The organism is Burkholderia sp. 8Y (assembly GCF_902506145.1).
Taxonomy (GTDB): domain Bacteria; phylum Pseudomonadota; class Gammaproteobacteria; order Burkholderiales; family Burkholderiaceae; genus Caballeronia.
In genome coordinates this window covers 356,349-380,451 of record NZ_LR733519.1, presented here as the reverse complement: position 1 = coordinate 380,451, position 24,103 = coordinate 356,349, and the positions used below count along the sequence as shown (strand labels likewise).

The window sequence follows — 24,103 nt, the reverse complement described above, 5'->3', positions numbered from 1 at the left end:
TCGTCTGCTCCGTTTCTTCGAGGTTGACTTCCGCGCTCATCCGGCGGTCGCGGTCATTTTCGCATTCTTCATGCCGGACGCTGCATGCGGTATGCAATCGCGCGGTACGTGACCGGCGGTAGCGGACAGTTCGCTGCAGGCAACGCGCCACCTTGCCGCCGAAGCGTCAGAAGCAGGATTCATGCTCATTCCCTGCGCTCAAGCGCGATGTTCGCCGAAGGCCCGGAACCGCGACGCCGCTTAGTCGTAACCGCTTCGCGTGAACCTCTCGGTTACCGCCCTCTGAATACCGCAAATATGGACGCCTTTCTGGCTGCTCCATTCAAAGGAACGCCACGCGTCGCATAACATCCCGAAGCTAATTCCTTGAAGGACGGCGTGGACGAGCGGAATATAGAAAACAACGCTCATCGAGGGCACCGTGCGCCATCGCACGGACGTACACCCCGCCCAATCCGTTAAATACGATCAAACAACCTCGATGGTGATGCGAGGGCTCTTCGAACCGGTTTCGATTCATCGAGCGAATACACCGCCGCCCGTACGCCCCGGCTTGAATAACGTAAATGGCGTTCGTTGAGGGGATCCCCTTGAGCGCCCAATCGGCCGGTCGCACCGTTGGCCAGGTACAAGGGAACCAGACATAATGAAAACTGAATTGCGCCGCATCCTTTCCGAATCCGCACGCCTCGACGTGCCCATCGATACCCTCACTGACAGCGACGATCTCTACGCCGCGGGTCTTTCGTCGCTCGCCACTGTTCACGTGATGCTCGCGATCGAAGATGAATTCAGCGTCGAGATTCCGGACCACATGCTCACACGCCGGCTCTTTTCCAGCGTCGATTCTCTCGCCGCAGCCGTCGAGGAGCTTCGTCGTCAGCAGGCGGCAGCATGAACGCCGCCGCGCAGGAAGTCGAAGCGTCCCAGTTGGCCGCACTCGATCGCGGCGCGGACGCTCGTGGCGAGAGTGAGTTGCTCGACGCCGCGCGCCGTGTCTCCGCAATCGCAGCGAAGCATGCGAATGCCGTCGACAAAGATGCGCGCTTCCCCGCCGAAGCCGTCGCTGCCATGCGCGAGGAACGGCTGCTCTCCGCCATGGTCCCCGTGACGCACGGTGGCGACGGCCTCTCGCTTTCCGGCGTCGCCCGCGTGTGCGAAACGCTCGCGCAAGGCTGCGCCTCGGCGGCCATGATCTATGCGATGCATCAAAGCCAGGTCATCTGCATCGTCGATCACGGCGTGAATGTGCAATGGCAACGCGATTTCCTCGCGCGCATGGTCAAAGAGCAATTGCTGCTCGCGTCCGCGACGTCGGAGGAGACCATCGGCGGCAACATGCGTACGAGCGCGTGTGCGGTCGATCTCGTCGATGGCGCCTTCACCATCGAGAAGCTTGCGCCGACCATCTCGTATGGCAAGTACGCCGACGCCATTCTCGTTACCGCGCGCCGTCATCCTGATGCGCCGCCGTCCGATCAAGTGCTGATCGTCGCGCCGCGTGAAACGTGCACACTCGAGCAGCGCGGTACATGGGACACACTCGGCATGCGCGGAACGTGCAGTGAAGGACATCGGCTCATCGCGAGCGGAACCGCTGAGCAGATCCTGCCAATACCGTTTTCGAAGATCGCCGATGAAAGCATGCTGCCTGTATCGCATACGTTGTGGTCGTCGGTGTGGATCGGCATTGCATCGGACGCCGTGAACCGCGCGCATCAATTCTTTCGCAATCAGGCGCGTGGCAAGCCGGGTGCATTGCCGCCGTCGGCTTCGCGGCTCGCGCAAGCAGTGACCCTCGTACGCATGATGCAGGCGCGCTTGCGTGAATCGCTTGCGGCAGTGGAAGCCTCGCAACGCCAACGCGTGGTGCGTCAGGCCAACCATGCAGACGACATCGATGCACCGCTCACGGCATCAATCGGTCTCGCATCGGACCTCAACATGCTGAAGCTCTCGATTTCACAATCGGCGGTGCATGTGGTGCAAGAGACGCTAATGATTTGTGGAATGGCCGGCTATAAAAATGACACGCCGTTCAGCGTCGGGCGTCATTTGCGCGATCTGCATTCCGCACCGCTCATGATCAGCAACGACCGCATTGAATTGAACACGGCAAATCTGCTGCTCGCGCAGCGCGCCGCAACCGGGGACCTGTAACTATGAACATGCCGACGGAACAAGCCGCGCTCGTGCCGGCTGAAGCACCCGCGCAACCGCAATCGAATGCGACGCAAGCACCGTATGACAAGTCGGACGTCACGTTGCGGGACCGCTTGATTGAAGCGGGCATTCTGCTCGATACCGGCGAAGATGGGCTCTATGGCCGCAGCGCAATTTTCGAAGATGTCGTTGAACGCCTGGATCAGGCCATCACGCTGCTTGGCGCGGATCAGCACGCCGAAGCTCTGCGCTTTCCGCCCGCGATGCGCCGCCGCGATTTCGAGGATAGCGAATATCTCAAGAGCTTCCCTAATCTCGCCGGTACGATTCATTCGTTCCAGGGCAGCGACCGCGGACATCATCGTCTGCTCGAGGCGCTCGACAAGATCGTTCATATCGGCGAAGAGCAAGAGCGTTCGGACGAATGGATGGATCAGCAAAAGCCGACGCGCCTCGTGCTCACCCCGGCCGCCTGCTATCCGATCTATCCGCTCGTCGCCAAGCGCGGGAATCTGGCCAAGGACGGCGCAACGTTCGACGCATTCTCTTACTGCTTCCGCCACGAGCCTTCTATCGATCCGGGCCGGATGCAGATGTTCCGCATGCGCGAATACATTCGCGTCGGTAGCCCCGAGCAGGTCATGGCGTTCCGCCAGAAGTGGATCGAACGCGGCTCGCTGCTTGTGGATCTTTTGCAGTTGCCATTCGAAATCGATCTCGCCAACGATCCGTTCTTTGGGCGCGGCGGCAAGATTGTTGCGGACAGCCAGCGCGCACAGCAATTGAAATTCGAATTGCTGGTTCCCGTCGCAACGCCCGACCGTCCGACCGCTTGCCTCTCGTTCAACTATCACATGGAACACTTCGGCGAGTTGTGGAACATTCGACAGGCGGACGACAGCGTCGCGCATACCGCATGCGTGGGCTTCGGCATGGAGCGCACGACGCTTGCCCTCTTCCGCCATCATGGCCTCGATGTCAAAGCGTGGCCCGCATCCGTGCGGGAATTGCTCTGGGGCGATGCGGCGCCGATCATCGCCGATGGCCTCTCCAAGCTGGGTAAAGAGGCATGAACGCGCGCTCGCCCGCAGAAGCGTTGAGTGGCGCGGACGACGAAGCAAGCCGCCATGCGCTGCATCGCGGCGAGCGCGTCTGGCTCGAAACCAATTGCTACGTCGACCTGTGGATCGAACTGCTGCATCACTTCGGCTGCGATCCCCATGCGGCACTTAGCTTCACGGTGACGCAATCGTTCGAGGGCGACCAGTTCACATTCCCGAAGTTTTCTCTCGACGACATCGCAAGGCTTTACGGCCTGCAGGCGCAAGAGCTTGCCATCTACGATACGCTCGAAGCACATGTATGCGAGCAGACGAAACGCGGACATGTGGTGGTCGCGGAAGTGGACGCGCATTATCTGCCCGACACGCGTGCGACCGCATACCGGCAGACGCATTCGAAAACGACCATTGCAATCGATTCGATTGATCCTCGAGCAAAGCGCCTGACGTATTTCCATAACGCAGGGTACTTTGCGCTATCGGCTGAGGACTATGACGGCGTCTTTCGCTTGATGCCGGACCTCGCAAGCGACGTGCATGCGTTATTCCCCTATGTGGAATTCGTCAAGCGCGCGAGAGCTCCGCTGACGGGCGATGCATTGCTACAACGATCGCTCGAACTGCTCAAGCTCCGCCTCGTGGATCGGCCAATGGCAAATCCGATATCGCAATGGCGTGCGGAATTTCCGGAGCATTTGCGGACGCTCCTTGAACGCGACGTGGCCTATTACCATCTCTACACGTTCAATACGATGCGTCAGCTCGGATCGAATTTCGAGTTGCTGTCGAAATATCTGACGTGGCTGGATTCAAGCGGCGTTGCAATTCCGGAAGACATTCGGACCAGCGCGCAGACGATTGCAAGCGAAGCGATGGTCATGCAATTCCGCCTTGCCCGCGCCCGTATGCGCTCGCGTTCCGACCCATGCAACGATTGTCTTGACTCTCTCGAAGCAGCGTACGAGAAGGTCATCGAGCCGCTTGCCTTGCATCTTCTTTAGGGCATGTGCCGCGGTTAGCACGGCACATGCTTCCTATCTATTCCGCACGAAGGTTGTGATATGAATGTCTCGCCGTTCACGCCTCGCCGCCTGGACGTTGGATGGCAATGCGCGAGCACGGCTGCCGGCGCCTATGCGACGCCCATGGCGCTCGACGCCTGCATGAAGTGGCTCGATGCGCCAGTACCGGGAACCGTCGCGTCCGCGCATCGTGCAGCAGGCATGAACGACGAAGCACTCGCACAACCGTTTGCGTCATCGGATCATTGGTACCGTCTGACGTTGCATACCGAAGGGAAAAGACGGTTGCGCTTGAATGGGCTGGCCACCATCGCCGAAGTCTGGATCGACGATCGCAAACTGTTGGACTCCGACTCGATGTTCATTGCTCACGACGTCGATTACGAATTCACTGGCGAGGCCACGGTTTATCTTTGCTTCCGGTCGATTGCGCCTGCGCTTGGGGCCAAACGCGGTCGAGCGCGCTGGCGGCCCAAGCTCGCGCAGCCCGCCACTTTGCGTAATGTACGCACGACACTGCTGGGCCATATGCCCGGCTGGTGCCCGGCGGTGCAACCTGCGGGGCCATGGCGCGCGGTGGAGTTGATCGGCGAATCAATTCATTCGATCGATCGCGTCGATTCAACGTGTAGCGTCGATGGCAGCGATGGCGTACTCGATGTGAGCGTGCGCTTCTTTCACGCTCAAGCGCCTGTTGATGTGCGATTGGAATGCGGCGAGACGTCGGCCACGCTCGTCTGGAAAGACGCGCATACCGTTACCGGTCGCGTGCGCGTGCCGCAAGCGCGCTTATGGTGGCCTCACACACACGGGCAAGCTGCGCGGTATCCAGTCAGAATCGTCGGCAAAGGGATAGGCGATATCGCTTTAGGCGAAGTCGGCTTTCGCACGATCGAAGTAGACCGTGGCGCGGATAACGCGGGCTTTCAACTCGTTGTGAATAGCGTACCGATCTTTGCACGCGGAGCATGTTGGACATCGGCCGATATCGTTGCGCTCGACGCCTCGCGCGACAAGCTGGATTCCATCTTCAAGGCTTGTCGCCGCGCTGGTCTGAACATGATTCGCGTGAGCGGTACAACGCTCTATGAATCCGATACGTTTTACGAGCTCGCCGACCAGCACGGCATTCTTATCTGGCAAGACTTCGCCTTCGCGAATTTCGACTATCCAACCGATGATAGCTTTAAGCGAGCCGTGCAGCAGGAAGCGGAGCAGTTTCTCGCTCGCACGCGGCGTTTTGCGTCGCTTGCAGTGCTCTGCGGCGGAAGCGAAGTGCATCAGCAAGCCGCGATGTTCGGGCTTTCGTTCGACGCTTATCAACAGCCGCTATTCACGGAGCAATTGCCGTCGATTGTCGCAGCGATGCGGCCCGACGTCCCATACGTCGTGAACTCACCGAGTGCCGCGCCCGGCGATAAGTCGTCGATGCCTTTCGGTACACGCGGCGGCATCACGCATTACTACGGCGTCGGCGCTTATCAGCGTCCCTTCGACGATGCGCGGCGTGCGGCGGTGCGCTTCGCGTCCGAGTGCCTTGCGTTCGCTAACCTTCCTGACGACGTCGCGTTACGGTCCGCGCCGAATGCAACGCGACCGCACGAGCCCCGGTGGAAAGCCGGCGTGCCGCGCGATCCGGGTGCGGCATGGGACTTCGACGACGTGCGTGAGCATTACTTGCGAACGGTCTACGGCGTCGACGTCGCGCGTCTGCGCTACGAAGATCCCGAGCGGTATCTAACCCTTTCACGCGCCATCGTTGCGGACGTCATGGGCGCCGTGTTCTCCGAATGGCGACGAAAAGGCTCCTCCTGTGCAGGTGGCATCGTATGGAACCTGCTCGATGTGAGAGCCGGCGCCGGCTGGGGAGTCATCGACATTCACGGTGTTCCCAAGAGTGCTTTGCATGGCCTTGCTCGCGTACTGCAACCGGTGCAGGTGTTGATGACCGATGAAGGTCTCGATGGGCTCGACGTGCATCTTGTCAACGAGACGCCGCATGAGATTCGCGCTCGTCTGGAATTGCATTGCCTGCGCGACGGCGCAATCAAAGTCGCGGGCGGTTCGTGTGAGATCACATTGCCTGCTCGCAGCGTGGAGCGCATCAGCTCGAATGCTCTGGCTGGCGCGTTCTTCGACACGACTTATGCGTATCGCTTTGGCCCGCGTGCTCACGACGCAACGCACGTTCTTTTGAGCGATATCGCTACAGGGGAACTCCTGTCGGAGGCCTTTCATTTTCCCGGTCCTACGGTTGCAGAACGCCGCGATCCGGGCCTGAGCGTGATCGTCGAAAAGCATGCAGACGGATGGTACCTCGATGTGAGCACGACGCGACTCGCGCGCTGGGTGCATGTGGTCGACCCCAACTATTACGCGGAAAATGACTGGTTCCATCTCGCGCCCGGTCGAACGCGACGGATTCCACTCATCGCGCGTCGTACTGACTCATGCTCGAAGCCGGAAGGCGATGTCTTCGCGATCGATGGAACGGCAGGCGCAACGTATCGCGCGTGAAGCATTCTTCTCGCTTTGCTCAGCGTTTTAGCATCTCGCTATAAGGAGGCACGCGATAGATGGCGTCCAATTTGAACGTTTCGACCAATGCTTGTTAGGAAGTGAAATCTGTGCTGCGCGACTGATATTGAGAATACAAAGCGTTGAACCTACACTCCGAATCCTTGGCTTCACGCCATGACCCTCTCACTTCCACGCGTATCTGAGTCCGACCCACACGCCACGCGGCGCACCGAGACCCAGGAACTGCTCACTAGTCGTATCAGGTCCACTGAAAGTATGACCCGGCCCGTTGAACGCGTTCTGCCCGAGAATCGCAAAACTCGCATAGCGTTTGTTCAGTAGGTTCTTAACGGTCGCATAGACTTGCAACTGCTTCGTCACGTTATAAGTCGTGTCCAGGTCGATCAGGAAGTAGCCCGCGATGCTGCCATTCACGTCCTGATTGTTCTCGTCCCCGCGTGCAAAGACGTTGCCACGGTAAGTCATATTGGTGCCGATGTTCCATCGCGCGATCGGGTTGTAATCTACACGGAGCTTGACCGTGTTAGCCGGAATGCCGGGAATGCGGTCGCCAGAGTGCACAGTGATGTTGCCATCACCGTCCGCGCTCGAGTTGCTGGCACTGTTCTCGATCCACGTCGAGCGGTACGTCGCATCGACATAGCTATAGCTCGCTGACACGCCGACAGGCCCCCATTGCGTTCGGCCCGCAAGCTCGAAGCCCTGACGACGAGTCTTGCCCACGTTCTGAAAATAGCCCAGCGTGCTGGAAGCGCCCTGGCTGCTGACGAACTGGATATCGTCGGAGAGCGTCGTGCTATACGCTGCGGCGCTCCACGTCGTCGTGCTGCCAATGCGGCCGCGTGCACCGATCTCGAACGTACGCGAAATCACAGGCTTTAGATCCGGATCGGCAATAAAGTCATTCGGCAACGAACAAGGTGCATTGGGGTCCGCGCAAGCAAGCTCGATGGCAGTGGGCGAGCGCATGCCTTCGTTATACGTTGCGTACGCGGTAAGCCAGGGCGTCGGGTTCCAGTTGAAGCCAATAGCGGGGTTGAAGCGCGAGAACGTGTGATTTCCGTCGAGCAAAGGTTGCACGCCGCTCTCGTCGCCAATGGATGCCTTGGACCAGTTGTATCGCCCCGCGAGCGTCATCGACCATTGTTCCGTGAATGAGAAAGTATTCTCGAAATAGATGCCCCAGTTCTCGTTGCGTGTCCTTGCGTTGGTACCGGGAACGAAGGGGCCGATGCCAATGGTCGCGCGCGTGTCGGTGAATTCCGCCGGCTGCGTCGCTTGCGTGAAATGCGTGTTCGCGAAGTCGCCCGCGGCCCCGAGAATCAGTTGAGTGTCTCTGCCGAATAACTTATTCAAAAGCGTCAGCTGGAGACTTGCACCATAGCTGTCGGTCAGTATGACCGACTGCTGATTCGTCGCCTGTACGAGGTCGATATCATTATCGCCGCCGCTCGTGCCCGGGTTGTAGTCGTCATTGACGTTGCTGCTGATGTTCTTGTTTCGATAGTGCCGGTAATAGACGTTGCCGCTGACTTCTACGTTCGCGGAAAAGTAGTGCTCGGCGTTGATCGTCAGATAGCCGACCTGATTCTCGTTCGTGTCGGGAAAAGTGTACGCCTGCTTGTAGTTGTCGAGAAATGACCTGGGGATGGTTTGCGATCCGTTGAGCGTATTGTCGGCGCCGCCCATCGATACTGACACCGTGGTATCGGCATCGGTGTAGCGCAGCTTTCCGAACGCCTGGCGCAAGCGGCTGGAATTGTGTTCGGCCCAGCCGTTGTCATTAGTGATGTTGGCTGTGAAGTAATAATCGAGGTGGTCGCCAATCGCGCCGCCCTGCTCTATCTGCGCCGCTTTTCGTCCCCAAGAGCCGCCGCTTACGTCGATATTTCCTCCGGGATTACTGCGGCCGTTCTTGGTCGTCACTGCCACCGCACCGCCAAGCGTATTAAGACCGAACGTCGGGTTCGAACCCGGGATGATCTGCATGGTCTGGATCGCCGCTTGCGGAATGAGATCCCAATTGACTACATCGCCGAATGGTTCATTGATCCGCACGCCATCGAGAAAGACCGACAAGCCCTGCGGTGTGCCCAACAGCGGAGAGGCCGTGAACCCGCGATAGAGAATGTCCGTTTGCGACGGGTTGCCCTGTGCATCGTTGACATCGACACTCGTCACATTCTTCTGCATGTAATCTGTTATGGTCGAAGTGGTGGACGTATGCTGTGCTTGCATCTCACTGCCCTTGATGGTCTGCACGTTTGCGGGCACCTTTTCGAGCGGAGTACCGACACCCACGAGCGGCGTGGTACCGATCACGACGATAGTCGGCAATGCCGTGGTCTGCGGCTCGTTCGCCGTTTGTGCCGATGCGCCGAAAGTCATGCTCGCCAACGCGCCACCGAACGCGAGCCTGTACCGCACGCGCGGCTTGCATGGACGCCCCTGTTCGAGCAGGCACGAATTGCTCGTCATCGTCGTCTCCTTGATTTGTTCTTTCTGGCGAAACACGTGAACCGTTCCGGCTTTGAAAGAGTCGCATAAGGAATTGCCCGCGCGCCGGGACTTTCTCCCGATTGCGTAGGGAAAGGCTCCCGAAGGCGCTATGAAAGCGGCAGAACGTTGTGCGTTGCCTATGCCATGAGTCAGGACCGACCTAATACGAGGATTGAACGATGATCGAACGCTTTCGTCCGGCAGCATCGAAGTATGTGTACGGCGCGCTTGTTGGACACATCACCGACGGCAAGGAGAATCCGAACGGCAACTCTCCACATTACGAGATTCTTGTCGATGCGGCCGGCACGCCGTATCGCATCGCGGTCAATATTCGTTCGGTGGAAGGCAGCGAAGTGCTCGCCTATAGCGACAGCCAATACAGCAACGATACCAAGCTCGGTCTATCGCAACGCCTCTCAGGAACGCACGGTTTCACGCCTCTCGCCACGGGCAAGAACGGACAGGGACTCGACTATCTACGCGATGACCTCTTCCCGCTCGACGAAATGAAGCCGGTCCCGCCGGACGGAAAAGGCGGCACGATGTCCACACTTCTCGATGCACAGATTCAGCGCGTGAAGAACGATGCGCAAGCAGTCGTGCTTGCCATCGGTGACAAATTCGACGACTACGCGACGCGCGAGCCGCTCGCGTTCTCGCTGGGTCGTGGCGTGCACGATATTCATATGATGCAGGGAAACTCAGGCAGCTTCGCGGACGACAACCGCATCAACGGCGACGGCGCGCTCTTCATCCGCTTCTCGGGCGGCGAGACGTTCGCCCTTTTTGTACGTTTTGCAACGCAGGCGACGCTAACCGACGACAACGGTAATCCTGCCAAGCGGAATTAGTGTGCTCGCAAGGCATCGACGATATTCATTCGCGATGCCTTGAGCGCAGGCAAGAAGCCACCCACGAAGCCCATGATGAGCGAGAACACGACTGTCTGAAGCGCCACCGAAGGCGTCAGCGTGAAACGGAACGACAGGTCCGAGAACGTCTGGAAGTTCGTCGTGGAGAATGACGCGAACTGCATCAGCGAGGCGCAGCATAGGCCTGCGATGCCGCCTACGAGGCCAAGCAACAAGGCTTCGATCAGAAACGCGAGGAGCACGTCGAGGCGCTTGAAGCCGAGCGCGCGCAGCGTTCCTATCTCCGCGACGCGATTGGCCACGGAAGCATACATGGTGATCATCGCGCCGATCATAGCGGCAATCGAAAAGATGATGGAAAGCGTGAAGCCGAGAATATTAATGAACGTGGAGAGGGCTTTGGACTGATCGCCGTAGAAGACCTGTTCGCGCTTGGCTTCGTCCGCGAGGCGCGGGTCTACGTCGATGTCGGCTCTGAATTGTTCCAACGCGTCGCTGCGCGCAAGGCGCACCACCATCGATGAATAGCTCGTGCGGCGGAACGACTGCATGAGTTGATCCACGTCGCCCCATATTTCCGAGTCGAAGCCGCTGCCGCCCGCATCGAAATGACCGACCACGGTCCAGTCGCGCTGCGCAAAGCGCAAGTGCTCGCCAATGCGCGTGCCCGCGAAGCCCCTGGCGATATTGCTGCCAACGATGATTTCCGAAGACCCATGTCTGAACATGCGCCCTGCCGTCAGCTTCACCTGCGGGCGCAAATCGACGCCCATGGGCGACACCCCGCGTATCACCACGTTCGCGGGCGCGTTCGCGCCGAGCTTTGTCAGCGAGATCAGCACTACGGTTTCTTTTGAGGCTAGCGGCTGGCCATCGCGATTCATCGCGACGGACGGATGCGTCTCCATCACATTCGCTTGCGCCCGATCGATCGAACTCTGTATCTCCGTTTCCGCGCCCTTGCGAATCACGACGACGTTGTCGCGCTCTCCCGTCGACACGAGCGTTTTCTTCAGGCCCGCATCGAGCATCAGCACGGTGGCGAATACGAACACCACTAGCGCGAGGCCACCGGCGGTCAGCAGCGTCGTGAGACGCCGCGCCCATAGATTGCGTGCGACGTAAGTGACGGGAATAGCCATCGCCGTATGTCCTTAGCCGATAGCCCGGAGGCCTTCGACGATACGCACGCGGCTAGCCTGCACAGCCGGCACGATGCCCGCGGCGATCGCAATGACGAACGCACAGGCGGCTTGTAGCAGCATGGTCTCGTGCGACACCTTGAAGACGGGAAACACGCCGCCCGTTGCATGCTGGAACACCACAGCTGCAGGCGGCGTCGCCAGTATGCCGATGCCGCCGCCGATAGCACAAATGGCAAACGATTCGCCGAACACGAGACCGGAAAGAAACGCGGGACCGAATCCGAGCGCCTTAAGGGTCGCATATTCGACGGTACGTTCTCGGGCACTCATCGCCATGGCATTGGCCATGACCGCCATGATGATAAGGATAACTACGTACGACACCACGCGTATCGCGGCAATGATCTGATTCGACATCGCGACGAAGCCGAGCTGAAAAGCCTGCTCGGTTTCGGTCAGTGTCTCGGCTAGCGAGTTCTTGAAGACAGCATCGATGGTGCGCGAAACCGTCGCGGCTCGATCAGGGTTGGCGATGCCGACGACATACACGCCCACCTGATCGACATTGCGCTTCGTGGTCTTGCGGATCGTTTCGTTTAGATACTCCCAATGGAACACAAGCTGCCGCGTAATGGTCGATTCATCGCGTCCTTCCATGATGCCGCGCACTACAAAGTCCCAGGTGCCGGGATAGATCGTGCCTTTGAGTGGTATCACGTCGCCGACCTTGAAGCCGTATTGGGTCGCGAGTTGACGCCCGATCAGACATCCCTTGCGGTCGCGCTGATAGTCGGAGCGCGCTTGCGGCGAGATGATGAATTCGGGGTAAAGGTCGAGGTAGTTGTCGGACACCGCGAATTGCGCAAAGAAATTCTTCGGGTCTCGATAAATGCCGCCGAACCAGTTCGAACGTGCAACCATCGTTACACCATCGACGCCGCGAATGCGGTTCTCGTAAGCGAGCGGCAGTGGAAATACGAGCGATATCGCGTTGCGCGTGACGAGTCTCGCGTTGGAGGCCGCCGCCGCACCGGCATACCACGCATCGACGACGGTATAGAGCAAGCCATAGGCGAGCACGGCAATGGTGAGGCCAAGTACAGTCAACGCGGTGCGCAATGTATGGCGCGTCGCGTTCCGAAGAATCAGCTTGAGCACGTACATGATTCAGCGCGCCTCGGCATCGATCAGTTCTCCTTTCTCCAGATGCACGAGCTTTCTGGCCGCATTCGCCGCGTGCGCGTCGTGCGTCACCATGATGATCGTCTTGCCGAGCCGATCGTTCAATCGCTGCAACATGGTCAGCACGTCGGCGGCGGACGTGCGGTCGAGGTCGCCCGTCGGTTCGTCGGCGACAATCAGCTTCGGATCAGTCACCACTGCACGCGCAATCGCGACGCGTTGCTGCTGCCCGCCCGACAACTCCGACGGATAGTGGCTCATGCGCTCGCTCATGTTCACCATGTCGAGCACCATCGCCACACGCTCGCGCCGCTGCGCACGCGAGAGGCGCGTGAGCATGAGCGGAAGCTCGACGTTCTCGAACGCGGTGAGCACCGGCATCAAGTTATAAAACTGGAAGATGAAGCCGACATTCGATGCACGCCAGTCCGCAAGCGCCGCTTCAGGCACACGCGCGATGTCGAGCCCGCCCACGCGCAACTCGCCGCCGTCGGGCCTGTCGATGCCGGCAATGAGATTGAGCAACGTACTCTTGCCCGAACCCGACGGTCCCATCAGCGCGACAAAGTCGCCTTCTGATATGGACAACGAAATGTCGGTCAGTACGGGCACCGTCTGCACGCCGCGCCGATACGACTTGACGACATGGCTGATCTGAACGAGGGGCGCTGTGCTCACGTCACTTCTTCGCCACGGTGACGCTGGCGCCGTTCTTGATCTTGTCTCCGGGCGCGAGCACGAGCGTATCGCCGGGCTTGACGCCCGACACCGCCAAGAGGTCGCCGATGCGCTCGCCGGTTGTCACGGGCACTTCACGCGCCTTGTCATTGTCGACCCTATACACGACGTTTCTGCCGTCGCGAGTCACGACAGCACTCGGCTGGACAGCCACTACCGCTTTCTTTTGTTCAGGCGGTACCGGCCTCGAAAGGAAAGCGATTTTCGCGCTCATATCGGGCAGCACGCGCTCATCGCGCTCGACAAAACGCACCTTCACCAGCACGGTGGCTTTAGAGCGATCGACGGTCGGCACGATGCGCGATACACGGCCTGCGAAGCGCGTATCGGGCAACGCATCGAGTTGAATCTCGCAAGGCTGATCGACGACGATGCGCCCGATGTTCGATTCCGCTACGTCGGCTTCGACTTCCAGCGTTTTCATGTCCGCGATCGTCACGACCGCGCCCTTGCTGTCCGATGCGGAAGAGAAAGGCGTGATGTTGTCGCCGACGTTCGCATGCTTCTCGATCACGACGCCATCGAAGGGCGCGCGAATCACCGTCTGATCGACGGCAACCTGAGCCGCACGCGCGTTGGCCTGCGCGGATTGAATGGCCGCTTGCTCGCTATTGATCGAGGCCTTCGCTTTATCGTAGCGGGAGCGGTCGGCGTCGTATTGCGAAGTGGAAATTGCGCCGTGGGGAGCGAGCACGAGTGAACGCTTCAGATTGGCCGAAGCGTTCTCCAGTTCTGCACGCTGCAACTCCAGATTTGCTTGAGCGACCTTGACTTGCGCTTGCGCCTGCGCAAGGGCGGCGGCGACATCCGCGCTCTCGAGCCGTGCAATGATCTGCCCTTCTTTGACGGGCGTCCCCTCAAGCACGCCCAGCCATTCGACGCGCCCTTGCGCTTTGGATGCGACCGCCGCCTTGCGCTGCGGCACCACATAGCCGGTTGCATTCAAAATGGTATAGGTCTGCGACGGGTACACGGACGTCACGGTAGCTGTCTCTACCGTCTGCGGACCGGCCAGCCGCAGAGCGACGCCGATCAACGCAAGAACAATGACGATGATCCCCGCGTAGCGAAGCCAGCTGCGTCGGCGTCGCGGGGCGATGGCGCCCGGAGCCGGTCCCCGGTCGATTCGGAGTTTTTCTAGGTCGTGTTCAGCCAATTTTGGACGTAAAGCGCCGTTAGGTGCCTGCGGATTGGCTGCCTGAGGCAGCGGTCCGGCGCGTGTTGCGGTCAAGGGATGTTCAGTATAGCGCCGGCGCTTACAGCTGCTTACATGTCCCTGCGCGATTCGTATCTGCTCTGCGAATGCATACGCCATCTGGTGGCATTCTGCATGCAGCGTGCGGACGATCGCATTCGGCATCGCATGAGCCGTCTAACTTGCGAGCAGTCGTCCTTCGTGAAGCCACGCTTAAAGGCGAAGTTGGATAGAGTGGCGTCATGCTGCTTGGACAAACAACGCATTCTGCGGATAAGGAGGAGACGTGAAGACGTATCGCATTGCTACGATCCCTGGCGACGGCATCGGCAAGGAAGTCGTGCCCGCCGGACGGCAGGTCCTGGACGCGCTCGCCCGAACCACGCGGGATTTTGCATTCGAATTCGAGAACTTCGACTGGGGCGCCGACTATTACCGTGCGCACGGTGTGATGATGCCCGCCGATGGACTCGACGCGCTTCGAGAGAAAGACGCGATTCTCTTCGGCTCCGCGGGGGACCCCGATGTGCCGGACCACATCACGCTGTGGGGCCTGCGCCTGAAGATATGCCAGGGCCTCGATCAATACGCGAACGTCCGCCCGACGCGCATCCTGCCCGGTATCGACGCCCCGCTCAAGCACTGCAGACCGGAAGATCTGGACTGGGTGATCGTCCGGGAGAATTCGGAAGGCGAGTACTCAGGCGTCGGAGGCAGAGTACATCAGGGTCATGCGCTCGAGGTCGCGACCGACGTCTCGATCATGACGCGCGCCGGCGTCGAGCGGATTTTGCGTTATGCATTCAAGCTCGCGCAGTCGCGTCCGCGCAAGTTATTGACCGTCATCACCAAGAGCAACGCACAGCGGCACGCGATGGTCATGTGGGACGAGATTGCGCAGGAAGTCGCGCAGGAATTCAGCGACGTGACGTGGGACAAGGAGTTGGTGGATGCCGCCACGGCGCGCATGGTCAACCGCCCTGCGACGCTCGACACCATCGTCGCGACCAACCTGCACGCCGATATCCTGAGCGATCTCGCCGCCGCCCTCGCGGGCAGTCTCGGCATTGCGCCGACCGGCAACATCGACCCTGAGCGTCGGCATCCTTCGATGTTCGAGCCGATCCACGGGTCCGCATTCGACATCATGGGAAAGGGTCTCGCTAATCCGATCGGCACGTTCTGGTCTGTCGTGATGCTGCTCGAGCATCTCGGCGAGCGAGAAGCCGCAAAGCGTGTCATGGCTGCGATCGAAGCGGCGACTGCGGACGAATCGTTGCACACGGGCGACCTCGGCGGCAACGCGACGACCGCACAAGTGACGGCCGCAGTGTGCGGCGTCATCGAGCGCCGCGGGAGTCGTGCAACCAGGGCGACTTCCTGACCGGCGTCGGCCCCAGGACGTGCGGCTGGCGTTCGCCCGGCCGCCGCGAATCGTCGCCTTGGCTTCAATGCGAATCAAGGAGGATTGACGCGAGGCGCTGCGAATGCTGGTTCTTTTAATTACCGCAGCGCGGCGCTGCCGATGACCGGACACGTTCTTTGGTTCTCAACAGCCAGCCTCGGAGCCGCTAGCTCCGATGGTTCGATTATTTCGTGTGCGGAACGGCGCATGACCCGTGGGGCTACGCCGTTTCCACGTCTTCCGCGCTCGCGCCGAATTAGGTGATGCGATTCCTCATCCGCCGCGTACGCTTACCGTCGCAATGGCCTGTTGCCGACATGTAAGGCTTTGCGTCGATCGCGAGAGCCTGTCGGTGCTCCCCGGCTTGCACGCGGAATGCAAAGTGCCGAGCGCCGCACGCGAAATGCAAACGGTGGGCCGAATCCCCTGCTTTTATTTTAAGATAACCGCTTCTCGGTGACTCGGCAACGTTTGCCAGGGGCAGTTTGTGTTCATCCCGATACCAGCTCGCAACACCGTGGCGTGCACCGCCAGCGCGGCGCTTTGCCTGTCGATAGCGATACATGTGCAACAAGCGCACGGCGCAGTGCCGACGACCGCTGGGAGCGCGGTACCTGACACGAGCGCCACTGATGCAAGCATTCTCTCCGCTGCATCGCTGCCGCCTCATTTCGCAGGCGACGACCCTGAGCATGTCAGGGACGCGCTCGCCGCAGCGACATCGTCCGGGCCGCAACCGCCGACGAACCCGTCGATGGTCAGTCGTGTCCGCCGCATTCTGTCGCGGCCCTTCGTTGCAACGAGGCATTCGGCGCAAGTCTCAAGCGGCCCTCTGCCGGCGAGCAACGACGCATCGCGTTCGGACCGAACTTTTGTATTCGTTATTCCGGCTGCGTACGGCGTGCGTTTCGAATCCAAGAAAAAGGTACTGTCGGTGGATGTATCGCTTGCCGCGCCGGACCAGCCCGACGCCGTTCTTCTCAAGCGTGAGGTCCACGGACAGAGCGGACGCAAACTGGTAATCGCTCCGGAAGCGAAGGCGAAGGGCTTCGTCCAGACCATCGACACGATCCAGCTCGAAACCGACGCGCACGCGAATACCAGCGTGCGTGGGCGTGCGGTCGTGCCGAGCTTCGACGTATCGCGTGGCAGTAGCGATTTCGCGATCGTGCTCGTCTGCTCACTCGAGCCCCCGTATCTGTCGGATCGGATAGAACATAGCGACCCGACCGACGAAGAGCCCACAGACATCACACGGAGGACGTCGACATTGCACGGGCACATCGATGCGGTTTGGCTCGTGGATCGAAACGACGGCACCATCGTCACAAGGCGGCTGCGTCTCGTCAAATAGCCTACAACAGGCGGACAAAAACTTGGCAAGTCCGGTCACTGGTCTCAGGCGTTTGTTCGAGTGCATGCAAAAGACCAACGCATGCTTGGGACGTAGTATGACCCACTACAATTGAGGAATGGAAACGTCCCGGTTCGACGATACCGGCATACGTAAGAGTGCTGAGTTAGAACATCCCAGGAGCTTAAGAAGCGCGCGAGGATCGATCGAAGCCAGGCTCGCGTCACGGAGAGACGAATGCCCCGCAGATTCAAAGCCGTACGCCAAAGCGGCCGAGCCGTCGGGCGGCGGCTGTTTCGCCGCAATAGCCATGCATGGATGCGCATAGCCGACATGTTCTCGCGCTTTCCGCTGCTGGCGGGTGCGCTTGGGACGGCAGTGGCCCTTTCGATGGCCGTGCTTTCGTTCGCCGCCCTTTGGCAAGGTCGCGCACAGGCATTGCAGAATGCGCACGAGGCGTCGGCGAACGTCGTCGCCACATTGAGCGCGGATATTGCACGCAATATTGAATCGAGCGACCTGTCGCTGCGCACGATCGTGAGCGGCATGCAGAATCCAGTCGTGTCCCGCCTGTCGCCCGAATTGCGGAGGCTAATTCTTTTCGACGGCGCGACGGCCGTCAGCTACATCGGCGGCGCGTTCGTCATGGATGCGCAAGGCCATATCGTCGATGAACGCGATTCTTCCAGTCATGCGGACCTCCTGTTCGACGACCGCGACTATTTCAAGGTCCACGTCGAGCGGCCAGACGTCGGTCTCTATATCTCCGGACCGTACCGCTCGCGGCTGCGCAACGACCAGCGTTCGCTTGCGTTGAGCCGGCGCATCAACGCACCCGACGGCTCGTTGGCGGGTGTGGCGGTCATCGCGATGAACACCAGCTATTTCGACTCGCTGCTGTCGCGAGTGAACGTGGGACGCTCCGGATCGGTATTCATTGTGCAACGCGACGGGCTCGTGCTCGCCCGCAAACCGCAGTTGACGGCCGCTAGCCCGAGCAGTGTGCTGGGATCGCCGACCTTCGCTGCGATGAAGGACGAACGCTCCGGCTCCTACATTTCGACCTCTCCGCTAGACGGCGTGCGCCGCCTCTACACCTTCGTGCGCGTGCCGGGAACGAATCTGATCGCCGCCGTCGCGCCGGCCGAAGAAGACGTGCTCGCAGGATGGCGGGAACGCAGCACGATCATCGGCGGCCTGACGCTCATGTTCGGCTGCGGCTTCATTGCGATCTCATGGTTGCTCGCGATCTCGCTGCGTTCACGCGCCATCGCTCACGAGAAGCTGCAGCGCCTTGCCGGCACCGATTCCCTGACGGGCCTGAGCAACCGCCGCGCGCTCGATCGACGTCTCGCCGAAGAGTGGCGGCGCGCGCGCCGTGTCGATCATCCGATTTCTGCCCTTTTCGTCGATGTCGACCACTTCAAGTTCTATAACGACACGTACGGTCATGCGATGGGCGACGATGCTCTCGTCGCCGTTGCCGATTGCATGCAACATGCCGCCCAACGCCCCGGGGATATTGTGGCCCGGTACGGGGGTGAGGAGTTCGTGCTCGTGCTGCCTGGCACGCCGGCAGCCGCCGCTGTGATCTTTGCAGAGCGCCTGCGCGCCAGTGTCGAGGCGCTCGCCATCCCGAACAGCCGGTCGCCGAAGGGCGTGCTCACGATCAGCATCGGCTGTGCAACGGTCCAGCCCCGGCAGGGCGACGACGCGCTGAAATTGCTCAATAGCGCCGACGCCGCGCTTTACCGCGCGAAAGGCGCCGGCCGCAATCGGGCAGTTCACGAGAACAGCATGGCGAGCGGCGATGCATAGACTCGGAGAACACAGCGTAAGCCGCGCGCTGGCATTCTGAATACCAAGGAGCCATCCAATGACGACGTCCGCGGCCATATCCGCGATCCTGTTGGCGATCCTTCTGGGCGCGATGATTCCCGGGCCAAGCTTCGTCATGGTCGCGCGCAACGCGATCGGGCTCTCGCGGGCCGACGGCCTGGCCACTGCGTTCGGCATGGGCATCGGTGGCATAACGTTCGCCGGAACTGCGCTCGCGGGTCTGTACACACTGCTGTTCGCGGTCGAATGGCTCTATATCGCATTGAAGGTGGCGGGCGGCGTCTATCTCATTTACATCGCGCTGCGGATCTGGCGGGGCGCCTCGCAACCGCTGTCAATGCAGGAAGGCGGCACACGGGCAACAGCTAACGCGGGCCGCTCGTTCTGGCTCGGACTGAGCACCCAACTCAGCAACCCGAAGACCGCAATCTGGTACGGCAGCATTTTCGCCGCGCTTTTGCCGCAGCATCCGCCGCTCTGGTGCTACTTCGTACTGCCTTCGCTTGTGTTCGGCGTCGAATTCGGCTGGTACGCCGTCGTCGCCGTCTGTTTTTCGAGCCGTCGGCCGCGCGAGTTGTATCTTTGGGCAAGAGTATGGATTGACCGCATCGCGGCAACGATGGTGGCCGCACTAGGGCTACGGCTCATCGTTGCCGCAGGCGAACGCGGCATTTGAGCAGGCTTGCATGCAAGATTCCGCCAAAACGATAAAGAATTCAAAACGACGAAGTATGCCCGCCTGGTTGTCCTTCGGTGTCCCAGAAACGCGCCGTCTCGTGCGCACCCTCATCGCGTGTGCAATCAGCTATGGGGGCGCGCGCCTGGCCGCGTTGCCGGAAGGTTATTGGGCACTCATCACAACGCTGGTCGTCGTCACTCAGCCGAGCCTCACGCAAGCCCTCGGCACCGCCCGCGATCAGGTCATTGGCGCATGCATTGGCGGCGTGGCGGGCGTGCTCGGGGTGATGGCGATCCTTCACGGCGCTTCGCCGCTCGCGGTGTTCGCCGTCGCGCTGATACCTCTCGCCGTCCTGACCGCGAAGCGTCCGGCGCTGCGGCTGGCCTGCGTGACGCTGGTGATCGTCGTGCTGATACCGGCGGGCGGCGGATCGCCGTTTCAGCGGCCGCTGCATCGCGTGCTGGAAATTCTCATTGGCGCAGCGTCGGCTTTCATCGTCGCCGCGATCTGGCCGAATCGCGCCCTTCGCACCGCGCACCGATGCGTCGCGGATACGCTCGACAGCCTGCGTCAACTCATTGATATCCAGCTTTCGGGAAAAGCGGATGAAGCCCAGGCCGCGCGTCTCGAAGCACGCAGCGCCCAGGCGCAGCAGGCACTCGACGACGCGCTCCACGAAGCCGAGCGCGAGCACATCATCGTGCCCTTGCAAAGTCATCGTTCCGACGCAATCGACAAGGCCGCGCCCTTTCTGCGCCGTCTGCACAGCGATGCGCAGTTTCTCGGCAAGGCACTCTCGCATGGGCAGCCCGATGCATACAAAATTCGGTATCGCGAGATGGGCCGCGCCTTGCAGGCGCCGTTCGCAGCACTGACCGACGCGCTCTCCGGCACGCAGGCGGACGAGACGAAGCTCGAACGCGTGCGCGCGTGCGTGCACCACTTGCAGCAGGCGCTGGAGCGCAACAGGTTGAACGGACAGGCCCACGACGTTGCTTATTTCGTCGTCGGCCTGATCGTGACCGACCTCGATGCATTGATTGCCGCGATTTATCCCAGCAACCAGTCGAAAGCTCGCTAACGCGACAATCCTCGCGCATCGATGAGCCAAATATCGACGACTCGTTGGTCGCGATAGCACACGTATTCATTTGGGGTTCACGGTCGGATCGCAATGGCCGGGCGGCAAGCGAATGCGCGTGCCGCGCAGTGCGCTCGTATCCCCATGCGGCGCGAGCTTCGCTTCCAGCATTCCGTGCTCGTCGTTGGCGGCAATGTATGTAAGGGTCTGCTGGTCCGATGCATTCAGCCAGTGCACGCTACGTGGCAATCCTGAGTCCACCGCCAGTCCTTTGAGATCCACATCGCATACGCCGCCGGCAGGCCGCGAGGCACCCATGATGGTCGACAACACGAACAACCTTTGCCGCCAGCGCGATTCGTCGCGCCGCGTCAATCCACCGGAGTCGCCATCCATGAACAGATACGACCCTGGCTGCACTTCCGAATAGACGCCACTGGCGGCATCGAACTCGACGGTGCCTGTGTCGCCGCCTGTGACCACGGTACATTGAATGCCGCGTGCCTCAAGTGCGCATACAAAATGCGCGCGCATTCTGCCCCAGGGCTCGCAGCCGTCTTGCGCGCCTACCAGTCGGCGATATGCTGCGTGCCGCCGTGGCGAGCCTGAATACCTGAGAAGCCCAGCGCGGCTGCACGGCGATCGCATCGGCGAGGGACAGCAGCGCGTCGTCACGGGTCACGCCGCAAGGACGCTGGCCCGCATTCACTTCCGCGAATACGTCGATATGTACGCCCGCGCGTGCCGCCACGTCACCGAGAGCGACGACCCGGGGCAACGCATCGACGCAGACCGACAAGCGCACGCGCGATGCGATCGACAGCCATTGCGAGCTTGTCCGCGCCGACGAACTCGTTGCTGATGTGTATGCTCGCGATGCCCGCTGCCGCGAACGGGCAAGCCGCGGACAGTTTCTGGCAGCACACGCCCACCGCGCCGGCACCCGTCTGACGGCGCGCTATCGCGCTGGACTTGTGCGCCTTTGAATGCGGCCGTAAGGCGACGCCATGACGGGCCGCCAACAAGGCCATCTGCCGGAGATTCGCATCGCAGGCTTTGAGGCCGAGCAGTAGAGAAGGCGCGCGACGTCGGCGAGCGCGTCGCCGAAGCGGGCGGCGGGCGGGGAAGCGAGCGTCATGATCCTTCGTGGACGTGAGACGACTGAACAAAGTGCCACTGGAAGACGTGCCTTCCCCTGCATGCGACATACCAGATGCCGCATGCAAAGAACCGGAGCACGATGCTTCACGCCGGCACTTCCGTCTCCAGAATCGCGCCTTCATCTTTCAGCGCCTGAATGCGTGCGTCGTCGAAACCATACTCATGCAGCACTTCGGACGTGTGCTGCCCGAGAAGCGGGGCTGGACGCGACGACTGCGCAGCAGGATCCGAAAAATGGATCGGCAAGCCGATGCCGCGCATGCGGCCCGCGAGCGGATGCTCCGTCTCGACGATCATTCCCCGCGCCAACGCTTGCTCGTGCGATGACGCCTCCGGAACACCCAGCACCGGCCCGCTCGGCAGCCCGATCTCGTCGAACGCGGCGAGCCACTCGTCCGTGGTGCGCTCCACCAGGCGCGCAGTGAGTATCTCGACGAGCGCATCACGATGCTTCAGCCGTCCCGCATTGGTCTGGAATCGTTGATCGCCGACTAATCCCGCAATATTTAGTACACCGACTAATCGTTCGTAGTTGCTTTGGTTAGCCGCGCCGATGTTCACCCAGCCATCGCGGGTGCGAAACGCCTGATACGGCGCGCTAGTCGGGTTCGCCGAGCCCGCCTTCGGCAGCACCGTCCCGTCCGCGAAATAGTTCGCAAACGCCCAGTACATTTGCTGCAGTCCCGCTTCAAAGAGCGATGTATCGACCATCTGCCCCACGCCCGTGACCTGCTTTCTCGCATACGCCGCGCTGATGCCGAGGGCCGCGAGAATGCCCGCGTTGATGTCGGTGACGGGCGAGCCGGCCTTGATCGGCGCCTGGCCAGGCTCGCCGGTCATGCTCATCAAACCGCTCATGCCCTGCGCGATAAGATCGAATCCGCCTTTGTCCGCCATCGGCCCGCTACGTCCATACCCGGAAATTGCGCAGTAGATGAGACCCGGGTTGACAGCTCTCAGCGTTTCATAGCCCATGCCGAGCTTCTCCATCGTGCCGCGCCGATAGTTCTCGGTGACGACGTCCGCACTCGCGAGCATCTTCTTGAGCACGTCCTGGCCGCCCTCAGTCTTCAGGTTGAGCGCGATGCCTCGCTTATTCCGGTTCACGATCATGAACGATGCGGATTCGCCGCTTTCGAGGATCGGCGCGAACCTTCGGCAATCGTCACCGCTCGGTATCTTCTCGACCTTGATGACCTCCGCGCCCATGTCCGCGAGCATCATCCCGCAGATGGGCCCGGACATGATGTGCGCGAGTTCGATCACGCGCATACCTGCTAACGGCCCCTTGCCAGCGTTCGTCGCTTGAGCCGACTTCGCGGATGCATCTTCTGGTATTCCGAATGCCATTTCAACGCCCTTTGAATTCAGGTTTGATCTTGCTCAGGAACGCCTCGTATCCGGTATGGAAATCCTCCGTGCCGAAGCAGGCAAAGCCTTCGTCGCGCTCGTCGTCGGTGAGCGGTGCCGGGTCCATCACGCGACGCACGAATTCTTTATGCCAGCGTGCGACCAGCGGAGCGCCATCGGCGATGCGGCGCGCCGTGCCATAGGTATGCGACGTTACTTCGCCGTCCGGGACGATCCGCGTGACGAGCCCCTTCGCGAGGGCTTCCGCAGCGTCGAATATTCGCCCTTCGAGCAGAATCTCCAGCGCGACGGCAGGGCCCGCGAGCTGCACGAGCCCCTCCATTTCCGCATGTGCCATCACGAGGCCGAGATTCTTGATCGGTACACCGAAGCGGCTCGATTCGCCGCAAATACGCAGATCGCACATCGCCGCGATTTCCAGACCGCCTCCCACGCAGATGCCGTGAATCATCGCAATCAGCGGGTGGCGACAGTTCTTCAACGCCGCGAGCGTGCGATGCATGATCGCGCCGTATGCACGCGCCTGCTCGACGTTCGACCGGTCGGTGCGGAACTCGCCGATATCGTTGCCGGGTGAGAACGCCTTTTCCCCCGCGCCGCGCAGCACGATGCAGCGCAGCGCATCGTCTGCGGAGAGCGCCTCGATAGTCTCGCCGAGCGATTGCCACAAGTGCTTCGTCATCGCGTTGAGTTTCTCGGGCCGGTCGATGATGACCGTCGCGATATCGCCGTCACGCTCCGTCACGATGGATGGTTCCGTCACTTCGCCTCCTGATTGAATGTTGCATGCAC

At 60.8% G+C, this 24,103-nt stretch carries 19 protein-coding genes; 11 read left to right on the top strand and 8 right to left on the bottom strand.

Going from position 1 to position 24,103, the window contains the following annotated elements:
* Window positions 1-646 precede the first annotated feature (646 nt).
* From GV035_RS01675 to GV035_RS01655, 5 genes are read left to right on the top strand one after another with little or no spacing between them, the layout of a single operon-like run.
* Window positions 647-898 carry an acyl carrier protein gene (locus tag GV035_RS01675; protein WP_159832805.1) on the top strand — a complete coding sequence of 84 codons (252 nt, stop codon included), beginning with the start codon at window positions 647-649 and terminating at the stop codon, window positions 896-898.
* Window positions 895-2,160 (top strand): acyl-CoA dehydrogenase family protein, encoded by a 1,266-nt coding sequence (locus GV035_RS01670; protein ID WP_159832804.1) that lies wholly within the window; start codon window positions 895-897, stop codon window positions 2,158-2,160. Before GV035_RS01675 ends, GV035_RS01670 begins: the two co-directional genes overlap by 4 nt.
* A gap of 2 nt (window positions 2,161-2,162) precedes the next feature.
* Window positions 2,163-3,236, top strand: a complete 1,074-nt coding sequence (locus GV035_RS01665; protein ID WP_159832803.1) for an amino acid--[acyl-carrier-protein] ligase — start codon at window positions 2,163-2,165, stop codon at window positions 3,234-3,236.
* Entirely contained in the window at window positions 3,233-4,225 is a 993-nt protein-coding gene (locus GV035_RS01660) for a DUF1839 family protein (RefSeq protein ID WP_159832802.1), read from the top strand. Before GV035_RS01665 ends, GV035_RS01660 begins: the two co-directional genes overlap by 4 nt.
* Window positions 4,226-4,285: 60 nt before the next feature.
* Window positions 4,286-6,763: a glycosyl hydrolase 2 galactose-binding domain-containing protein gene (locus tag GV035_RS01655; RefSeq protein WP_159832801.1), complete on the top strand. Its 2,478-nt coding sequence runs from the start codon at window positions 4,286-4,288 to the stop codon at window positions 6,761-6,763.
* A 186-nt stretch (window positions 6,764-6,949) separates the two neighbouring features.
* On the opposite strand, the gene GV035_RS01650 is transcribed toward GV035_RS01655, so the two are convergent.
* Complete coding sequence (locus tag GV035_RS01650) at window positions 6,950-9,175, bottom strand: TonB-dependent receptor (RefSeq protein WP_236572384.1); 2,226 nt, start codon at window positions 9,173-9,175, stop codon at window positions 6,950-6,952.
* A 290-nt stretch (window positions 9,176-9,465) separates the two neighbouring features.
* Here GV035_RS01650 and GV035_RS01645 point away from each other — a divergent pair, with 290 nt between their 5' ends.
* Complete coding sequence (locus GV035_RS01645; RefSeq protein ID WP_159832800.1) at window positions 9,466-10,140, top strand: DUF2278 family protein; 675 nt, start codon at window positions 9,466-9,468, stop codon at window positions 10,138-10,140.
* Here GV035_RS01645 and GV035_RS01640 read toward each other — a convergent pair.
* The 4 genes from GV035_RS01640 to GV035_RS01625 are packed head-to-tail and all read right to left on the bottom strand — an operon-like array spanning window position 10,137 to window position 14,433.
* Window positions 10,137-11,303, bottom strand: coding sequence for an ABC transporter permease (locus GV035_RS01640; protein WP_159832799.1), 1,167 nt, complete (start codon window positions 11,301-11,303; stop codon window positions 10,137-10,139). The two genes, GV035_RS01645 and GV035_RS01640, sit on opposite strands and share 4 nt — an antisense overlap.
* Before the next feature lie 12 nt (window positions 11,304-11,315).
* On the bottom strand, window positions 11,316-12,470 hold the full coding sequence (locus tag GV035_RS01635) for an ABC transporter permease (RefSeq protein ID WP_159832798.1): 1,155 nt from the start codon (window positions 12,468-12,470) through the stop codon (window positions 11,316-11,318).
* Window positions 12,471-12,473: 3 nt separating this feature from the next.
* Window positions 12,474-13,166 (bottom strand): ABC transporter ATP-binding protein, encoded by a 693-nt coding sequence (locus tag GV035_RS01630; protein ID WP_159832797.1) that lies wholly within the window; start codon window positions 13,164-13,166, stop codon window positions 12,474-12,476.
* Window position 13,167: 1 nt separating this feature from the next.
* Window positions 13,168-14,433, bottom strand: a complete 1,266-nt coding sequence (locus GV035_RS01625) for an efflux RND transporter periplasmic adaptor subunit (protein WP_442859542.1) — start codon at window positions 14,431-14,433, stop codon at window positions 13,168-13,170.
* A 274-nt stretch (window positions 14,434-14,707) separates the two neighbouring features.
* Between GV035_RS01625 and GV035_RS01620 the strand changes: the two genes are divergently transcribed.
* The 5 genes from GV035_RS01620 to GV035_RS01600 all read left to right on the top strand — a co-directional run bounded on the left by GV035_RS01620 (window position 14,708) and on the right by GV035_RS01600 (window position 20,779).
* On the top strand, window positions 14,708-15,805 hold the full coding sequence (locus tag GV035_RS01620; protein ID WP_159832796.1) for a tartrate dehydrogenase: 1,098 nt from the start codon (window positions 14,708-14,710) through the stop codon (window positions 15,803-15,805).
* A 922-nt stretch (window positions 15,806-16,727) separates the two neighbouring features.
* Complete coding sequence (locus GV035_RS01615) at window positions 16,728-17,180, top strand: hypothetical protein (RefSeq protein ID WP_159832795.1); 453 nt, start codon at window positions 16,728-16,730, stop codon at window positions 17,178-17,180.
* Between the two features lie 237 nt (window positions 17,181-17,417).
* A complete protein-coding gene (locus GV035_RS01610) occupies window positions 17,418-18,998 on the top strand; it encodes a GGDEF domain-containing protein (RefSeq protein WP_159832794.1) in 1,581 nt (526 codons plus the stop codon).
* 58 nt (window positions 18,999-19,056) lie between these two features.
* Window positions 19,057-19,695, top strand: a complete 639-nt coding sequence (locus GV035_RS01605; protein ID WP_159832793.1) for a LysE family translocator — start codon at window positions 19,057-19,059, stop codon at window positions 19,693-19,695.
* A 100-nt stretch (window positions 19,696-19,795) separates the two neighbouring features.
* Window positions 19,796-20,779 carry an FUSC family protein gene (locus tag GV035_RS01600; protein WP_236572383.1) on the top strand — a complete coding sequence of 328 codons (984 nt, stop codon included), beginning with the start codon at window positions 19,796-19,798 and terminating at the stop codon, window positions 20,777-20,779.
* A gap of 66 nt (window positions 20,780-20,845) precedes the next feature.
* Here GV035_RS01600 and GV035_RS29230 read toward each other — a convergent pair whose 3' ends face one another.
* The 3 genes from GV035_RS29230 to GV035_RS01585 all read right to left on the bottom strand — a co-directional run bounded on the left by GV035_RS29230 (window position 20,846) and on the right by GV035_RS01585 (window position 24,074).
* Window positions 20,846-21,262 (bottom strand): hypothetical protein, encoded by a 417-nt coding sequence (locus GV035_RS29230; protein ID WP_236572382.1) that lies wholly within the window; start codon window positions 21,260-21,262, stop codon window positions 20,846-20,848.
* Window positions 21,263-22,024: 762 nt separating this feature from the next.
* A complete protein-coding gene (locus tag GV035_RS01590; protein ID WP_159832791.1) occupies window positions 22,025-23,212 on the bottom strand; it encodes a CaiB/BaiF CoA transferase family protein in 1,188 nt (395 codons plus the stop codon).
* A 79-nt stretch (window positions 23,213-23,291) separates the two neighbouring features.
* Window positions 23,292-24,074: an enoyl-CoA hydratase/isomerase family protein gene (locus GV035_RS01585; RefSeq protein ID WP_236572381.1), complete on the bottom strand. Its 783-nt coding sequence runs from the start codon at window positions 24,072-24,074 to the stop codon at window positions 23,292-23,294.
* Between the last annotated feature and the right edge of the window lie 29 nt (window positions 24,075-24,103).

Excerpts from the sequence above, each read along its gene's own strand:
- GV035_RS01675 (WP_159832805.1), top strand. The coding sequence starts at position 647 with ATGAAAACTGAATTGCGCCGCATCCTTTCCGAATCCGCACGCCTCGAC.
- GV035_RS01670 (WP_159832804.1), top strand. The coding sequence starts at position 895 with ATGAACGCCGCCGCGCAGGAAGTCGAAGCGTCCCAGTTGGCCGCACTC.
- GV035_RS01665 (WP_159832803.1), top strand. The coding sequence starts at position 2,163 with ATGAACATGCCGACGGAACAAGCCGCGCTCGTGCCGGCTGAAGCACCC.
- GV035_RS01660 (WP_159832802.1), top strand. The coding sequence starts at position 3,233 with ATGAACGCGCGCTCGCCCGCAGAAGCGTTGAGTGGCGCGGACGACGAA.
- GV035_RS01655 (WP_159832801.1), top strand. The coding sequence starts at position 4,286 with ATGAATGTCTCGCCGTTCACGCCTCGCCGCCTGGACGTTGGATGGCAA.
- GV035_RS01650 (WP_236572384.1), bottom strand. The coding sequence starts at position 9,175 with ATGACTTTCGGCGCATCGGCACAAACGGCGAACGAGCCGCAGACCACG.
- GV035_RS01645 (WP_159832800.1), top strand. The coding sequence starts at position 9,466 with ATGATCGAACGCTTTCGTCCGGCAGCATCGAAGTATGTGTACGGCGCG.
- GV035_RS01640 (WP_159832799.1), bottom strand. The coding sequence starts at position 11,303 with ATGGCTATTCCCGTCACTTACGTCGCACGCAATCTATGGGCGCGGCGT.
- GV035_RS01635 (WP_159832798.1), bottom strand. The coding sequence starts at position 12,470 with ATGTACGTGCTCAAGCTGATTCTTCGGAACGCGACGCGCCATACATTG.
- GV035_RS01610 (WP_159832794.1), top strand. The coding sequence starts at position 17,418 with ATGCCCCGCAGATTCAAAGCCGTACGCCAAAGCGGCCGAGCCGTCGGG.
- GV035_RS01605 (WP_159832793.1), top strand. The coding sequence starts at position 19,057 with ATGACGACGTCCGCGGCCATATCCGCGATCCTGTTGGCGATCCTTCTG.
- GV035_RS01590 (WP_159832791.1), bottom strand. The coding sequence starts at position 23,212 with ATGCGCGTGATCGAACTCGCGCACATCATGTCCGGGCCCATCTGCGGG.